Origin of the sequence: Dolosigranulum pigrum ATCC 51524 (genome assembly GCF_000245815.1) — a bacterium.
Classification (GTDB): domain Bacteria; phylum Bacillota; class Bacilli; order Lactobacillales; family Carnobacteriaceae_A; genus Dolosigranulum; species Dolosigranulum pigrum.
This window is the reverse complement of sequence record NZ_JH601103.1, coordinates 1,298,797-1,315,508: the sequence shown is the minus strand read 5'-3', so window position 1 is coordinate 1,315,508 and position 16,712 is coordinate 1,298,797. Positions and strand designations below refer to the sequence as shown.

Genomic DNA, 16,712 nt, shown 5'->3' with positions numbered 1-16,712 from the left:
CACTAATCGCAGTGCTGGTTATTCCCTTAAGAACATCCAATAAGAAGGTGAAACAGATGTCTGTGAAGAAAAATTATACTCCCCAAGAAGTTATCGCTCTATGCTTAACGTATATGAGCAGTGAACATGTGACCTTTGTGAAGCGTGCATATGACTTAGCTGAGAAAGCACATGCCGGACAGATGCGAAAGTCGGGCGAACAATTTATCTCTCACCCGGTGCAAGTCGCGGCGATCTTAGCCGAACTAAGAATGGATCCGGTTACTGTCGCAACGGGCTTCTTACACGACGTTGTAGAAGATACCGAATATACGTACGCTGATATCGCTGAGCTATTCAACCCAGAAGTGGCAGATCTAGTCGATGGCGTGACCAAGTTAGGAAAATTCAAATTCAAATCCAAAAAAGAACACCAAGCCGAAAATCACCGCAAAATGTTAATTGCGATGGCTCAAGACGTACGCGTTGTCTTGGTGAAACTAGCCGACCGCTTACATAACATGCGGACTCTGAGTTATCACCGCAAAGAAAAGCAAGTCGATATCGCAACGGAGACGATGGAAATCTATGCCCCACTAGCGGATCGACTCGGAATTAGCCGCATTAAATGGGAGCTAGAGGATATCTCCTTACGCTACACGAACTCCCAGCAATATTACCGAATCGTGCATATGATGAACTCGCGCCGAGAAGATCGCGAGCGCTATATTGAGAATGCGAAGGCTACCATCCAAGAAGCCGTCGACGAACTTGATATTGAAGCCGATATTACCGGGCGCCCTAAGCATATCTTTTCGATTTACAAAAAAATGCGTAATCAGAAGAAGCAATTCAGCGAAATCTATGACTTACTGGCGCTACGAGTGATTGTGCCATCGATTAAAGACTGCTACGGCGTGCTCGGAGCGATTCACACCAAGTGGAAGCCGATGCCAGGGCGCTTCAAGGACTACATCGCCATGCCGAAAGCGAACATGTACCAGTCACTGCACACCACCGTGCTAGGACCGGATGCAACACCGCTAGAAGTCCAGATCCGTACCTTTAAGATGCATGAGATTGCTGAGTACGGGGTAGCGGCACACTGGGCTTATAAGGAAGGTATTACAACCAAAGCACCCACCGATGAGATGGACCAACATATCTCCTGGTTCCGTGATATTATCGAGTTGCAGACTGAATCCAATACTGCCAGTGACTTCATGGACTCGATCAAGCAAGATATCTTCAAGGATAAAGTCTACGTCTTCAGTCCAAAAGGGGATGTCATGGAACTGCCTCGCGATTCCAGCACACTGGACTTCGCTTATCATGTCCATACTGAAGTCGGCAATCAATCGACCGGTGCTAAAGTTAACGGTAAAATCGTCCCACTGAACTATAAGCTGAAAAACGGCGATATTGTAGAGATGTTAACCTCCAGCAGTTCTTTCGGTCCAAGTCGAGACTGGTTGAAGTATGTGAATACCTCCAAGGCGAAAAATCGCATTAAGCATTTCTTCAAGACGCAGCAGAAGGACGCGAGCTGATGCAAGAGCACCTTGAGCGACTGGACTTCACGCCTAAAGACTTTCTCGATGATAAAGACCGGATGCATGCTCTAGCCGAGCGCTTTAACTATAAGAATGAACAAGACTTGTATGCCGCGCTAGGATTCGGTGAGATTAAAGGAGCAACAGTAGTAGCGCGTCTGACGGAAGAGGATCGACGCAAGCGAGAGCAAGAACGCCAGAAGACAGCTGATACGAACACTGCGCAGTTGAATAAAGAGCCTGAGAAGATGAAAATCCGGCACGAGGATGGAGTGATCGTGCAAGGAGCTGACAACTTACTGCTACGACTCAGCAAGTGCTGTAACCCTGTGCCTGGGGATGATATTGTCGGCTACGTCACGCGTGGTCGGGGAATTTCGGTTCACCGTCGCGACTGTGCCAATGTCAAGGATGACAAGACAACGGGTGAGCGTCTGATCGAAGTCGAATGGGAGAACACGAAGTCAAGTGAAAAAGTCTACGATAGCGAGTTACAGATTACCGGCTATGACCGAACTGGCTTGCTGAATGACGTGCTCCAAGTCATCAATACTCAAACCGACACCTTACGCAATGTGGTTGGTCAAGTGAACGATGAAGAGATCGTTGTTATTAAAGTCAAAGTTGGTATCAATAATCTACAAGATCTTAAAATACTTGTCGACAAGATTAAGAAAGTCCCTGACGTCTATTCTGTTAAACGCTTAGCCACTTAAGCAACAACACAAGAACTCATACTACAAGAAGAATTCAGAAGGATGATAACATGCGAATTGTACTACAACGTGTCTCTCAAGCCAGCGTGACGATTAACGGTGAGGTGACCGGCCAGATTAACCGCGGCTTTGTTATCTTAGTTGGCGTGGAAGATGCCGATACGATGGAGGATGTCGATTACTTAACGCGAAAAATAGCTGGTATGCGTATCTTCGAAGATGAAGCAGGGAAGATGAATCATTCGCTCGATCAAGTCGGGGGCGAGATTTTATCGATTTCCCAATTCACCTTGCATGCCTCCACGCGAAAAGGCAACCGCCCCAGCTTCACACGAGCCGGGGACCCCGATCATGCCGAACAATTATACGACGCCTTGAACGACCGCTTGCGCAAGGAAGGCTTAACCGTCGCAACCGGAGAATTCGGCGCTGATATGGCAGTTGACCTCACCAATGACGGCCCTGTCACCATCATCATTGACTCACAGGCCAAAGATTTTTAAATAAATGAACGACTAACAGCTTGTCTGCTTCACCGTGGATGAGCTGTTTTTGGATTGGATAAAAAGAAATAAGGGTCTTGCTCAGCTAGAAGAATTCACCACAACAATTCGCTGATTCTAGAATTTCAAGCTAAACAGTAATACTAAAAGTAGGTATTGAAAAAGATTTCAAAAATAAGATAATTAGGGGTATAATGAAGTTAATAGAATAAATTTAATAATCGAGGAGAGTGAAGTTATTATGGATTTAAAGGAGATTAAAAGTTCACTACAAAATAATATACAAAAATTTGTAGATTTTTGTAAAAGAAATTCATGTACTGTAGCTTTTGAACATATAAATTACCTAGAAACAATAAATAGATTGGAAATAGTCAGAGATGAACTAGAGAATAAAGAAATAATTGAATTGTTTACTGCATTACTAATTACATATGATAAAAAATTAGAAGAATTAAATTATGAAACAGTACATTATGATAAAGGAAAAGCCCCATATAATAAATTTCAACACATAATTGATGATTTAGCAGATGAAATAAAAAGAATTAATTATTTAAAAATTATAAAAAATAAGAATATAAACTTAGTAGGTAGTAATGGATCTGGCAAATCAGCTTTTGCTTCATTTATGAAAGATTCTCTTTCAGATAAAATTATGGTAATACCTGCACAGAAATATTTATATTATCATCATAATCCTAGTTCTGTTGAGGACTTAAATAAAGAACACCTAATGGAAAAATTAAATATTAACTATTCAAAGAAATTTTATGAACCTATTGGAGAGGGTGGATATTATTATTTAAATAGTAATTTAGAAAGACAATTTACAACATTAATTATATCGACAATCAATGAGTACGTAGATACTTCAATGAAGATGCAAGAAGGAATTTTCAGTGAAACTGGTATTAGAAATGGTAAGTATATTTATATTAAGTTTAAAAGCATGTGGAAGAGTTTAATACCAAAAATTCAATGGGATCTAAATTTTGTTAAAAGAACCATTAACCCAATAATAAATGATAATATTCCATATGATATAAATAATATGAGTGATGGGGAAAAAGCTATAGTATACTACTTATTAAGTGTTTTAAATGCTAAAGAAAATAGTATTATAATAGTTGATGAACCTGAAACATATTTAAATCCATCTATATATAAGAAAATGTGGGATTTATTAGAAAAAGAACGTGATGATTGTAAATTTATTTATATATCACATAGTATAGAATTTATAAATTCAAGATATAATCAAGATTTATATTGGATAAAATCATTTGATGGAAATACAAACTGGCAAATTAATCCAATTTCTGAAAAAGAAAAAGAAAAATTGCCAACTGAATTATTGACTGAGTTATTAGGAATAGCTAAACCAATTATATTCTGTGAAGGTAATCATAACAGTTTAGATTATAAAGTTTACTCTAAATTATTTGATGGAGTGGCCAATATTATTCCTGTTAAGGGGCATCTTAATGTTGTTGCATATACTAAATCTTATAATAATCTCCCAAATAAAAATAATATAGCCTTTGGGATTATTGATCGAGATCAGCATAGTAAAGATCAACTTAGTAAATGGCGGGAAGATAACATTTTCCCAATAGAATTTAATGAAATTGAAATGTTACTTTTGAATGAAGAAGTAATGGAAGCAGTCTTAAATGCTAATTTCTATGATAATAAAAAAAATAAAGAGAAAATAGCTACTTTTAAAAATAAATTTTTAGAAATTTTAAAAAAACGCAAACGTAAAATATTAGATGAATTTAGAAAGAATAAGATTGATTCATTTTTAAAAAGTGAACGAGTTGAGGATGAGACAAAGAAGACAGATGAAATAATTAATGATATTACTCAAAAGTTGCAGAACATGAATATTGAACAATATCTCGATGATACAGAGAAAAAAATAACTATAGTTTGGATGGATAAAAACTACTGTGAAGCGTTAAAAATTTGTCCATTTAAAAATATGATAAATGAAGCAGAAAAAATTTTTAATATAAATTCTTACACAGAAGTTGCTATTACTCAAATAGCTAACAATAGCAAATTATGTAAAATCTTACTAGATAAATATTTCCCGTTTTATGATAAGCTCCATCAAGCTAAATAATTAAAATCAAAATCTATTGAATATTAATCATAAAATTATATGAACAAAAAGGAGTGATTAAATGATGGATCAGCCGATTGAGCAGTTGATTAAGAGTAAGCAGCGTGTTCAGAAGCATGGGGAGGTGTTTACGCCGGCTTGGATGGTGAAGAAGATGATTGAGACGGAGGGAATCAAGGAAGCTTGTGAGAATTTGACAGCAACGTTTTTGGAACCAGCTGCGGGGGAAGGGAATTTCTTAATTGCTATTCTGATGAAGAAGTTAGAGATGGTCGAGCGAGAATATGGTAAGACGATTCAACAGTTTGAACAGTTTTCACTTCTAGCATTGTCAACGCTATATGGAATCGAATTGTTGGAAGATAATGCGCAGATGTGTGTGATGAATATGTTCGAGGTATTCAGCGATTATTATACCCAAGTAGCGACCAACTTCGATCAACCCAAGAATTCTGATGTAATCAAAAGTGCAAAAGTGATCATTAAAGCCAACATTGCTCAGGGAAATTTTTTAACTCGAAAAATTGAAACGGGCGAACCTATTATCTTCTCAGAATGGGAAGCAATAAATGAATTGTTAGCAAGTACGGAACAAATTACTATTAATCGAACTGAATATACTTTAGATGAAATCTATAATGGTGTTGATAGAGAATCCGGTGTAATGTACAAAAAAGAGACAGGGAATAAACAATTGAACTTATTTGATCTGTTCAATGAGCAATTAGAGGTTGAACAAGAACCGTATTATCGTTATAAGCCCGTAAATATTACTCAAATTCATAAAGAGGAAGTGGAAGAGTATGAGTTGTAAAACTGAAATTAAACCATTCGAACAACAGCATATTACAATCTATGCCTATACGTTGCCTGAGGTACCTAATCATAATGGCTATATAAAAATTGGGGATACAAGACGAGATGTGCAGGTTCGCATTAATGAACAGCTTGGCACATCTGGCTTGAAACCTAATATCTTATGGGATAAAGTTGCTCGTCATAAGAGTGGAGAATGGTTCCGTGATCATGATTTGCATCGTTTTTTAGAGTTACATAATATTGAACGTGAAAGTTTTGGCACGACAGCTCGTGAATGGTTTTTCTTCAATGGGCATCCTGAGCAAGCTGAAGAATTAACAGAAAAGTTTATTCATCGTGACTTTAGTGAGGCTCAGAGAAATGAAATTGTCCAAACTGATTATATCCTACGCGAAGAACAAGAAAAAGCAGTGGCATTAACCCATCAATATTTTCAGGAGCATTCCAATGCTAGCTTCTTATGGAATGCAAAACCGCGATTCGGGAAAACACTTAGTACGTATGATCTTGTCCGACGTCTTGAAGCAAAGAATGTTTTAATAGTCACGAATCGTCCGGCCGTTGCTAACTCTTGGTATGATGACTTCGAGAAATTTATTGCGCATCAAGAGGACAACCTGTATTTTGTGTCGGATACAGATGGTCTAACACATAAAGCCATCTCTCGTTCTAATTATGCAGATATTGTTATCAATTCAGACGACCATTCTGTTCGACAAATATCATTTGTATCACTACAAGATCTTAAAGGAGCTAAATTCGCTGGCGGAGACTATGATAAGTTAAACTTCATCCCAATGATTGAATGGGATTTGTTAGTCATTGATGAAGCTCATGAAGGAGTGGATACCGCTAAGACCGAGCAAGCGTTTGATAAAATCACACGAAAGCATACCCTTCACTTATCAGGAACACCATTTAAAGCCATTGCTCATGGTAAATTTCCAGAAGAAGCAATTTACAACTGGTCTTACTTAGATGAACAACAAGCGAAACACAATTGGAATTATGCTCAAGAAGATGATAATCCTTATGAGAAACTACCAGAACTTAGTTTATTCACGTATCAGATGAGTCAAATGGTGAGCGAACAACTAAAGCAAGGCACAGCCATAATGAATGAAGTGAATCGTGATTTTGCGTTTGATTTGAATGAATTCTTCTCAGCAGATGATGACGGGAAGTTTAAACATCAAGAATCTGTCAAAAAGTTCTTGGATAACTTATCAAGTGGGAAGTTTCCTTTTGCATCTGGAGAGTATAAAAATGAATTGAATCATACATTCTGGTTGCTTCCATGGGTTAATAGTTGTAAAGCATTGAAGAAATTATTGGACAAACATCCTGTCTTTAAAGAATATGAAGTCATCTTAGCTGCTGGAGACGGGAAACCATTAGTAGAAGAAAATGCGGAACAATTAGAAGGAGAGGCTAATAATTTTCCAGCGAATGAGAAGAGCTTTGACCGAGTGACAAAAGCAATTAAAGAACATGAGAAAACTATTACGTTATCTTGCGGTCAATTGACAACCGGGGTGACTATTCCTGCTTGGACAGGGATTATGATGTTGAATAATATAACAAGTCCAGAATTATATTTCCAAGCAGCTTTCCGTGTCCAAAATCCGTACGAAAAACAAGATGGCGATAAATTATTGAGAAAAGAGAGAGCCTACATTTTTGATTTTGCTCCAGATCGTACATTGCAATTATTTGCTGATTTTGCCATTGGACTTGTTGATGACCCTGCCACCTTTACTAATGAACAACAGAGAGAAAAAGTAAAAGAACTCTTGAATTTCTTCCCCGTTATTGCTGAGGATGAAGATGGGACGATGAAAGAGTTAGACACGGATGAAGTGATGACTATTCCGAATAAGATTAAGTCTTCTGAAGTTGTTAGTCGAGGTTTTATGAGTAACTTGCTCTTCGATAATATTGGTCGTATTTTTAATGCACCGATTGATGTTCGTCGTATTCTGGAAAAAATCAAACCAGAAGAACAAGGTAAACTTGGAAAACAAAAAGAGATTAAATCATATAATCCAATGGTGGACGAACGTGGAGACGTGGATGTGCCAGATGAAGTAGTAATTAATGAAAGTAATAAAGTATTCGGCGAAAAAATCTTCACAAATTTTGATATTAACCAAGATATTGAAGTGACCAAGCAAGTTCGAGAGATTACATCACAATTCGAACCAGCGATAGAGACCGATGAAGACAAGAAACGTTGGAAGAAAAAAGAAATTAAACAAGTAAAAGATACATTTAAAGAGAATTTGGCACCAAAACTACAAGTTGAACATAATAACTACAAGGAAACTGTTGCTGAAGTTGATCTAACATATAAGACAAGAGTTGAAGAACTTGAACAAGAAACAAATAAAAAAATTGCAATCTCATCAGAAGACCAATATGATACAATTCTTGAAGAACTCGAAACCAAGAAAAATACTCTAGAAAAAGAGAAACAAGTCAAACAAGAAGAAGTCAGTCAAACCTATAAAGAGAATATCGAAAAAGTAACTCAAGAAACAGCGCAAGAATCGGTTAAGCTTCAAATGGAAAAACAAGAAACGAAGAAGAAAAAAGAGGAAGAACATGATGTGAGAGATCACTTACGTGGATTTGCGCGAACAATTCCAGCCTTCTTGATGGCTTACGGGAATAAAGACACGAAACTAAGAAACTTTGAAGAAAATATTGATCCCGACACGTTTGAAGAATTGACGTCTATTACAATTGATGAATTCCAGAAATTGCGAGATGGCTTCATCTATGAAACAGAAGATGGAGAGAAAAAAGAATTTAAAGGTTTCTTCAATGCGGCTGTATTCGATGCGTCGATTAAAGAATTTTTCAATAAGAAAGAAGAACTGAGTGATTACTTCGATGATAGTGTGTCGGAAGATATTTTTGATTATATTCCGAACCAGGAGACGAACCAAATCTTTACACCAAAGTGGGTCGTTGAGATGATGGTGGATAAGTTGGAAGAAGAAAACCCAAGTATCTTCTCTGATCCAAGTCTGACCTTTGCGGACTTGTATGTAAAATCAGGGATGTATATTACTGAAATCGTTAAGCGACTAAACGAGGGATTGAAAGATGAGATACCAGATCGCTCACAGCGATTAAAACATATCTTCGAAAATCAAGTGTATGCCATTGCACCAAGTAATATTATTTACAATATTGCTAAAAATTATATTTATGGTGTTACTGAAGATGTGAATACAGCGAACTTGAAGGAACTAGATCTATCACCGATTGTTCAAGAGGGTGATGCACAAGATGCAATTGATAATGTATTTGGGAGAGATAAGATGAAATTTGATGTTGTGATTGGAAATCCGCCGTATCAAGAAGAGGGTAAAGGAGAAAAATCTAGAGATGAACCTATTTATAATTATTTTATAGATGAAGCTATTAAATTAGCTAATAAAACAATGTTCATTACGCCTGGGAGATTTTTATTTGATGCAGGACAAACCCCTACTAAATGGAATAAAAAAATGTTAAGTAATCCTGATTTTAAAGTTGTGTATTATAAACAACAAAGTGCTGCTGTTTTTCCAAATACTGATATTAAAGGTGGTGTTGCGGTAACTTACTATAGTTTAGATGAAAACTTTGGTGCAATTGGGACATTTACACATTTTAATGAATTGAATAATATTTTAAAAAAAGTAGTTAGTAATAATTTTGAGTCTATCAATAAATTATTACATGCCAAAAGTTCTTATAAGCTTAATAAAGAAATTTATCTTGATTATCCTGAATTTACTGATAGAGTTTCTAAAAGCGAACGCAAATCAATTCCTTCGAATATATTTGATAAAATGTCTGAAGTTTTTTCAAATGAAAAAACTAGCACAGATCAAATACAAATATATGGTAGACAAAGCAATAAAAGAGTATATAAATGGATAAATAGAAAATATATAAAAAATTATTCTAATCTAGAAAAGTATAAAGTATTTGTGCCAGCCTCTAATGGATCAGGAGCGTTAGGTGAAGTGCTTTCAACACCCCTAATCGGGGAACCCCTAATCGGGCATACCCAAACATTTATTTCATTTGGCTCATTTGATAATAAATTAGAAGCTGAAAACTTATTAAAATACCTAAAGACCAAATTTTCTAGAGCTTTATTGGGGACAATGAAAATTACACAACATAATCAAACGAAAAAAGTATGGAAAAATGTACCACTAATTGACTTTACTATACAATCTGACATTGATTGGACACAGTCTATCGAAAATATTGATAAACAACTCTATAAGAAATATAACTTAAACCAAGAAGAAATTGACTTTATTGAAGAAAAAGTACAAGCTATGGATTAAATTACTATATACAAAGGGGCAATGATAAATATTATGGATCAAGATAAGCAAATTAGTATTAAAGATATGACACATAACGAAGCACGTAATTTTTTGTTAAAACCAGAGAGTTACTGTACAATATCATTGCCCGAGTATATAGATTTCACAGAGGTAATTAAAATTGCAGTAGATAGACTTAAAACTAATAATGGTAGAGAACTAAGAAAATTACATGATTTATATGCAGCGAAGAAAAAATTAAAAGAATTTGAAAATGTTAATTATACATTTATGCAAAATAAAAATGGTGAATATAGTTGGCGTCCAATTACATTAATTCATCCATTAATTTATGTTGACTTAGTAAATTGTATTACAATAAAGAAAAATTGGGCTGAAATAGTAGAAGTATTCAATAAGCCTAGAGATATTATAAAAGGTAAATCTTTACCAGTTGGTGCACTATCGGCAGGAGAGAAAGATATTAAGAGAGTTATTTTAAATTGGTGGGAGGAATTTGAGCAACTACAAATAAAGAAATCAATGGAGTATAAATACTGCATGCACACAGATATCTCTAATTGCTATCCATCTATATATACTCACTCTATTCCATGGGCGATTATGGGAAAAGAAAGAGCAAAAGAAAATAGAAGTACAGATTACTTTCCTAATGAACTTGATGCCTTAATTAGTAATATGCAATATGGTCAGACAAATGGAATCCCTCAAGGTAGTGTATTGATGGACTTTATTGCTGAAATTGTATTGAATGGAGTAGACCTGGAAATAGAGAAAAAACTGGCGGAGTACAAAGATAGAGTAGAAATTTTCCGATATCGAGATGACTATAGAATTTTTGGTAATACAATAGAAGATGTTCATGAAGTTACAAAATATATATCAGAGATTTTAGCTAAATGGAACTTTAGTTTAAACTCAAATAAAACTTTCTTGTCAAAAGATATTATTTCTGATGCATTCAAAAAAGGAAAAAGATATTGGCAAGGAAAGCAGCCAATTTTAAAAGATTTAAATGCCCAACAACATTTACTCCAAATAAAAGAATTAGCGGATAAATTTCCAAATTCTGGAAGCCTAAAAAAAGCTTTAAATGATTTTCATACAAAATATTTTGGAGAAAATAATCAAGGATTAGACAGTAAGAGTGATATAAGCTCTTTAATTAGCATATTAGTAGATATAATGGATAATAATTCAATAGTTATAGAATTTTGTGTGGTAATAATAAGTGAGATGCTTTCGCTTATTAGTGTAGAAGAAGCAGGTCAGTATCTAGATCATATTTATAACCGGTTTAAAAATTATCCGAATTCCGATTATGTAGATATATGGTTACAAAGACTAAATTTGCCTTATAATAAATCTAGTTATAGAGAAATTAATTTTGCTAAAAAGGTTGTGGGTGGTTTTCCAAGAAATATTTGGAATCATGATTGGCTACATAAGAAGTTTGATGAAGAATCAATAGTAAATCGTAATAAGATAGAAGATCTTGATAGGAAAATTGATATGTCTAACATTGACGCATTTGCATATGTTAGCTCTGAATAATAAAGTTCATTCCTTATCGACGACAATAAGGTTGAGGGATCTTCTTCAACCAAATTGACAAATATTAATTGATATGCTATATTGTTGCTAGAAAATTGAATATTTTAATACTAGGGGAGCCTACTGTAGGCTGAGAGGAGTGATCTGACCCTTTGAACCTGATCTAGTTGATACTAGCGGAGGGAAGTATCTATTCTTTCTATACAAAATTAAGAATATTAATACGGATAGACTACTTTCCTTTGCGAAGGTAGTCTATTTTACTATAGGAGGAAATTATGATGGGAAAGAATGATGTTGCAGGATTATATTTTTCAATTTCGGAGATGAGTGATTCATTCTCGGTAATGGATGCAGTGAAAAAGATTGATCACTCTGCATTATATGAACATACATCAAGTCATATGGGATCAGTGTATCGTGGAAGAATTGAATCAGTATTTGATGCGTATAAAGCTTGGTTTATTTATATGTATGAAGAAGGTAAGCATGCTATTTTAACAGCGGCAATTGTTCATGGCGATAAGCAAGATAAAGAAATAGATTTTACACCAAAAGTAACTAATTTAAGACCAAATGAAGCAAAAACTCCTAATATTGATTTTGATATCGTTGGTCGTTTTTCTGTCTATGTGATGGGTGATGAAGATACAGACGATATAGATAATCAATTGTTATCGATAGACCAAGAACTTAATGGTCTCACACAAGTATCTAAAGGAGAATATGAACTTAGAGGGAAATTCTCACATGTCACGGCATATATTGAACAAGTTTATGCTAAATTGGCAACTAGTTTTGACCACTTTGCTATTGATTTGAAATATTATACGCATTCACCTAAGATTGATTATCATTCAGAACGATCACAGAAGAAGATGGGCATTACAACAAAAGCTTCTATTACAACGTCACCTATGACCGTTAACTATATGGAAGTAATCAACCAAGTCTTGTCAAAGGTTGATAATTCTGCGGTAGAAGCTGCAATGGATGATATTGCAACGACTTACCGTGGAAATCAAGCAGCTGTTTTTGATGTAATAAAGGCTTACTATCTTCACTCATACAAAGAGGAACAGTATAATGCTTTTGTCGGGACTATTCGGAATAGTAATACTGATCAAATGAATCAGAAGTTATTACGAGTGAATCAATCTGCGATAGAAGATATTGATTTTGATGTGATTGCTCGTTTTTCATTGTTTCCACTAGGTATTGATCAGTACCATGATGTTATTCAACAAGCAAGAGATGAAGGAAAGAACCGAGGATTAGTTATACAAGATCTAGATATATACGGTACAAATTTATCAGGATCAGTACAGGATGTAATGGATTTCTTTGAAGATGTCTATGAACTTACAGCGACACATACAGATCAATTTGCAATTGAAATTATTGTAAAAGCAACAAGTTGGATGAATCATACAACGATGGATTTAAGTCATGATTAAGAAGAATACTATCAGTTGATTAGGTTACAAATAATCAAATAAAACGTAAGCGCCCATAATTTAGGCGACTAGTTCCACCACAAACAATCCTCTAAGATAGTTAATGTAAGGCAAAACTATTGAGAGGATTGTTTGTATGTCAAAAACAGAAATTATCAAAGTAACACAGCCCAAGACTCACTCCGAAAAACTTAACTCCACTCAAATTATGAGTATCAAAACACGTGGGTTGTCCCTTATAGTATATGACCGTATTTCCTTAGATCAGTTGAGCATTTTATTAAAGGCGGTGAATGAACATGATTATTAATTACGAAGTAGCCGATCACATTTATATTGTATGCGGAAAGACTAATTTAAGAAAAGGAATTGACGGATTAGCTGAAATCATCCGATCTGACTATGATTATGATCCCTTTTCATCCGCTTTATTTTTGTTCTGTGGGTCCAGTCGCGATCGATTTAAAGCCTTGTATTGGGATGCCGATGGATTTTATCTATTGTATAAACGCCTTGAGAATGGGGTGTTCCAATGGCCCCGAACCAGTAAAGAGTTAAAAGAATTATCCCCCGAGGCCTTCCATTTATTATTGACCGGATTTAGTCCATTTCCCTCTATACATCCAGCAAAAACCGGCTCTATATTTTAAATAATTGATGATTTTCTAACTTATTATGTTATAATGATGTTATAAGGAGGTGAGCTATCATGTAAATGTACTATTAACTCGAGGAATTGATGGGTTATATATTTATGCAGTAGATGAAGAACTTCAAAATGCTCTACTGAATGCCAGTAAAGAAAGGAAAAACAATTGATGAAACAAAGTACAATTGAATTAATTAAACAATTTCATAAAGAGCGAAATTGGGAGCAGCATCATAATTTAAAAGATTTATCGTTATCTTTGACACTCGAAGCAACAGAATTATTGGAACTTTTTCAATGGAAAAATCCTGAGGAAGCAGCTAAAGAGCACTATCAAGATATGAAGGATGAGTTAGCTGATATTTTAATTTATGCAATTACAATTGCAAATAAGCTAGATGTAGACTTAGATACTATTATTGTAGAAAAAATGAAGAAGAATGCACAAAAATATCCAGTTAATGATTAATATAAACTATAATAAAACAAATCAAAAGCTCACTCCCACCATATTAAGGTTAGTGAGCTTTTTTGGCACCTTCATTTCCGTCCATTCCGCTGTTCATCTTGAAAATTTTTAGTTTCCCAGCTGTCAGCTTGGTACACATGGTCATGTTCGAAGAGTTGGTTAAGGGCGTCGGTGTGGTCAGAGAGCATGAGGCCGATCCACTTCTGCTTGCCACGGTCGGTGTAGCCGAGTTCGTCGGGGGTGTAGTAGATGACATTCATGGTTGGTCAGTCCTTTCTGTTGGTTTTTGTTCATGAGTTAGTCAGTTAGTCGGTGTTGGTGTTGGCTTGGTGGCCACCGAGAAGTTTGCTCCGCTTGATGGCAGTGCCGCCTTGGAGTAAGCTGCTGGCGTGCAGGAGCGAGGTGTAGCCGAAGCGTTGACGGATGCTGTCAATGACGTCATCGAGTCGTTCATCGCGCAGGACTTCATCGGGGGCAGTGAATAAGTCGAGCTGGGTGAATTGCTTGGATTGGCGTTTTCCCAGCGAGATATTGACGGTGCGGACAGGGTGATGATCGTAATATTGGTTGAATAGCTGTAGTGCATATTGGATTAGGCGCTGGGTTGAGTCCGTCGCATCGATGCTCATCTGACGGCGAAATCCGGATGCTTCGCAATGTTTACTATAGCCAATGCCGAGTGAGATAAGACGAGTGACTTGCTGATGTTGGCGTAGACGTAGAGCGATTGCTTCGGTCATCTCTCGAATAACGAGTTCGACTTCGCGTGGATCAGTGTAGTCGCGGTCTAAGATTTGATTCTTAGAGAAAGACGTGCTGGACGGACGATAAACGTCGGACAGTCTAGTACGGTCAATGCCGTGTGCGTGGAAGAAGAGTTGTTCGCCCATAACGCCGAATTTTCGCTTCAGCAGCGTTAAATCAGCTTGGGCTAAGTCATAAATACTGCGGATACCAAGTTGATGTAGCGTGCGTTCGGTCTGCTTGCCAATGCCCCAGAAGTCCGAGAGCGGTGTAATGGGCCACAGTTTTTCTTCGACATCTTGATAGTGCCAAGTTGCCCGGTAAGTGGGAGCGTTGTACTTGGCTTCTTGGTCGAGGGCAAGCTTAGCCAGCAAAGGGTTGTCCCCAATGCCAACTGTGGTGACGAGATGTAGTTCACGGAAGATCTGGCGCTGGATCTTGTGGGCGATCTCAACCGCATGTCCGAATAGTTGCTTGGAACCTGTCACGTCAAGGAACGATTCATCGATACTGTAGATATGTAGATCTTCGTCAGGCACATATTGGCGGAAGATTTGGACAATCTCTAAGTTCTTCTGCAAGTATAAGGCCATGCGTGGTTCGACGATCTGGATTTGAGCATACTTGGGAATGTCATAGACACGCGAGCCAGTCTTAATGCCGTAGCGTTCCTTCACGCGAGGAGAAGAGGCGAGTACTAAGCCACCCTCACGATTGGGCTTGCTGACAACGGCAATCATCGCTTTCAGTGGATGAATGCGTCGTTCTACCGCCTCCACGCTGGCGAAGAAGGACTTCACATCGATGCAGAGAATATCACGTACCGGTTCTTGTTCGTAGCGCATTTTAATTATCGGACGAGTCATAATTCCACCACCTAAAGAGAACATTTGTTTGTTTTATTAAGTTTATTATACGAACAAATGTTTGTGTAGTCAAGGGAGAATAAGTGTTTAAAGAGAAAATGTCAACTGACGTGAGGGGGTGTTTTGTGATACAATAGGGAAGAGGTGATAGGATGAGGTTAGATAAGTTATTGGCCCATAGTGGGTTTGGGACGCGCAAGCAAGTGCGAGGAATTATTAAGGATGAATTAGTGCAAGTTGATGGGGAAGTTGTGATTGATCACGGGCAGCATGTGGATCCAGATAAGCAGGAAATTCGCGTACAGAATGTGGTGGTGAATTATCAGGAATTCGTCTACTTCATGTTGAATAAGCCAGCAGGAGTGATTAGTGCGACTGAGGACCGCATGCATGAGACGGTCTTGGATTTGTTGGAGCCGAGTGATATGTATCATGAGCCCCATCCAGTTGGGCGCTTGGACTTGGATACGGAAGGGTTGCTGATTCTGACCAATGATGGGAAGTTGACGCATCACTTAACATCGCCGAATCGTCATGTATCGAAGGCGTACTTTGCAGTAGTGGAAGGGCTTGTGGATGAGTCCGATGTGGCAGCGTTCGCGGAAGGTCTGACGTTGGACGATGGCTATGAGACGCTTCCGGGTGAGTTGACGATCTTAGAGGTTGATGAAGCAGAAGTATACTCACAGATTGAGCTGATTATTCAAGAAGGAAAGTTCCACCAAGTGAAGCGCATGTTCGAAGCAGTAGATAAGGAAGTGCAGTTCTTGAAGCGCTTGAAGATGGGTAAGTTAAGCTTAGATGAGACACTAGCTCCCGGTGAATATCGTCCGTTGACTGCAGAAGAAGTACAGTTATTGCAAGACTCATAATATAGATATAAAAATGGCCCGCCAACTTTTTTAGAAGTTAGC

Annotated in this window: 11 protein-coding genes, 1 pseudogene and 1 riboswitch; of the genes and pseudogenes, 10 read left to right on the top strand and 2 right to left on the bottom strand. The window is 37.0% G+C overall.

Annotation, left to right across the window (positions count from 1 at the left end):
- Nucleotides 1-56 precede the first annotated feature (56 nt).
- From HMPREF9703_RS06000 to HMPREF9703_RS05960, 9 genes and pseudogenes are all read left to right on the top strand, one after another.
- Nucleotides 57-2,248: pseudogene (locus HMPREF9703_RS06000) on the top strand (RelA/SpoT family protein).
- A gap of 50 nt (nucleotides 2,249-2,298) precedes the next feature.
- The gene (gene dtd, locus HMPREF9703_RS05995) at nucleotides 2,299-2,751 is read left to right on the top strand and encodes a D-aminoacyl-tRNA deacylase (protein WP_004636403.1); all 453 of its coding nucleotides are present in this window, start codon (nucleotides 2,299-2,301) and stop codon (nucleotides 2,749-2,751) included.
- 241 nt (nucleotides 2,752-2,992) lie between these two features.
- A complete protein-coding gene (locus HMPREF9703_RS05990) occupies nucleotides 2,993-4,882 on the top strand; it encodes an AAA family ATPase (RefSeq protein ID WP_004636402.1) in 1,890 nt (629 codons plus the stop codon).
- 61 nt (nucleotides 4,883-4,943) lie between these two features.
- The gene (locus tag HMPREF9703_RS05985; protein WP_256998279.1) at nucleotides 4,944-5,696 is read left to right on the top strand and encodes an N-6 DNA methylase; all 753 of its coding nucleotides are present in this window, start codon (nucleotides 4,944-4,946) and stop codon (nucleotides 5,694-5,696) included.
- Nucleotides 5,686-10,056: an Eco57I restriction-modification methylase domain-containing protein gene (locus HMPREF9703_RS05980; protein ID WP_004636400.1), complete on the top strand. Its 4,371-nt coding sequence runs from the start codon at nucleotides 5,686-5,688 to the stop codon at nucleotides 10,054-10,056. The genes HMPREF9703_RS05985 and HMPREF9703_RS05980 overlap by 11 nt, the downstream gene beginning before the upstream one ends.
- Before the next feature lie 33 nt (nucleotides 10,057-10,089).
- A complete protein-coding gene (locus tag HMPREF9703_RS05975) occupies nucleotides 10,090-11,613 on the top strand; it encodes an RNA-directed DNA polymerase (RefSeq protein WP_040376986.1) in 1,524 nt (507 codons plus the stop codon).
- A 102-nt stretch (nucleotides 11,614-11,715) separates the two neighbouring features.
- A riboswitch (TPP riboswitch) is annotated at nucleotides 11,716-11,815 on the top strand.
- 79 nt (nucleotides 11,816-11,894) lie between these two features.
- Nucleotides 11,895-13,070 (top strand): YkoF family thiamine/hydroxymethylpyrimidine-binding protein, encoded by a 1,176-nt coding sequence (locus HMPREF9703_RS05970; protein WP_004636398.1) that lies wholly within the window; start codon nucleotides 11,895-11,897, stop codon nucleotides 13,068-13,070.
- Between the two features lie 299 nt (nucleotides 13,071-13,369).
- Nucleotides 13,370-13,720, top strand: coding sequence for an IS66 family insertion sequence element accessory protein TnpB (gene tnpB, locus HMPREF9703_RS05965; protein WP_004636394.1), 351 nt, complete (start codon nucleotides 13,370-13,372; stop codon nucleotides 13,718-13,720).
- A gap of 168 nt (nucleotides 13,721-13,888) precedes the next feature.
- Nucleotides 13,889-14,188, top strand: a complete 300-nt coding sequence (locus tag HMPREF9703_RS05960; RefSeq protein WP_004636393.1) for a nucleotide pyrophosphohydrolase — start codon at nucleotides 13,889-13,891, stop codon at nucleotides 14,186-14,188.
- 71 nt (nucleotides 14,189-14,259) lie between these two features.
- Here the strand turns inward: HMPREF9703_RS05960 and HMPREF9703_RS05955 are convergent, their stop codons facing one another.
- Together HMPREF9703_RS05955 and HMPREF9703_RS05950 are read right to left on the bottom strand one after the other, a co-directional pair.
- Nucleotides 14,260-14,448, bottom strand: coding sequence for a hypothetical protein (locus HMPREF9703_RS05955; RefSeq protein ID WP_004636391.1), 189 nt, complete (start codon nucleotides 14,446-14,448; stop codon nucleotides 14,260-14,262).
- Between the two features lie 45 nt (nucleotides 14,449-14,493).
- Nucleotides 14,494-15,798 (bottom strand): Y-family DNA polymerase, encoded by a 1,305-nt coding sequence (locus HMPREF9703_RS05950; protein WP_004636390.1) that lies wholly within the window; start codon nucleotides 15,796-15,798, stop codon nucleotides 14,494-14,496.
- A gap of 152 nt (nucleotides 15,799-15,950) precedes the next feature.
- On the opposite strand from HMPREF9703_RS05950, the gene HMPREF9703_RS05945 reads away from it, so the two are divergent.
- The gene (locus tag HMPREF9703_RS05945) at nucleotides 15,951-16,670 is read left to right on the top strand and encodes a pseudouridine synthase (RefSeq protein ID WP_004636387.1); all 720 of its coding nucleotides are present in this window, start codon (nucleotides 15,951-15,953) and stop codon (nucleotides 16,668-16,670) included.
- The last annotated feature ends 42 nt before the right edge of the window (nucleotides 16,671-16,712 follow it).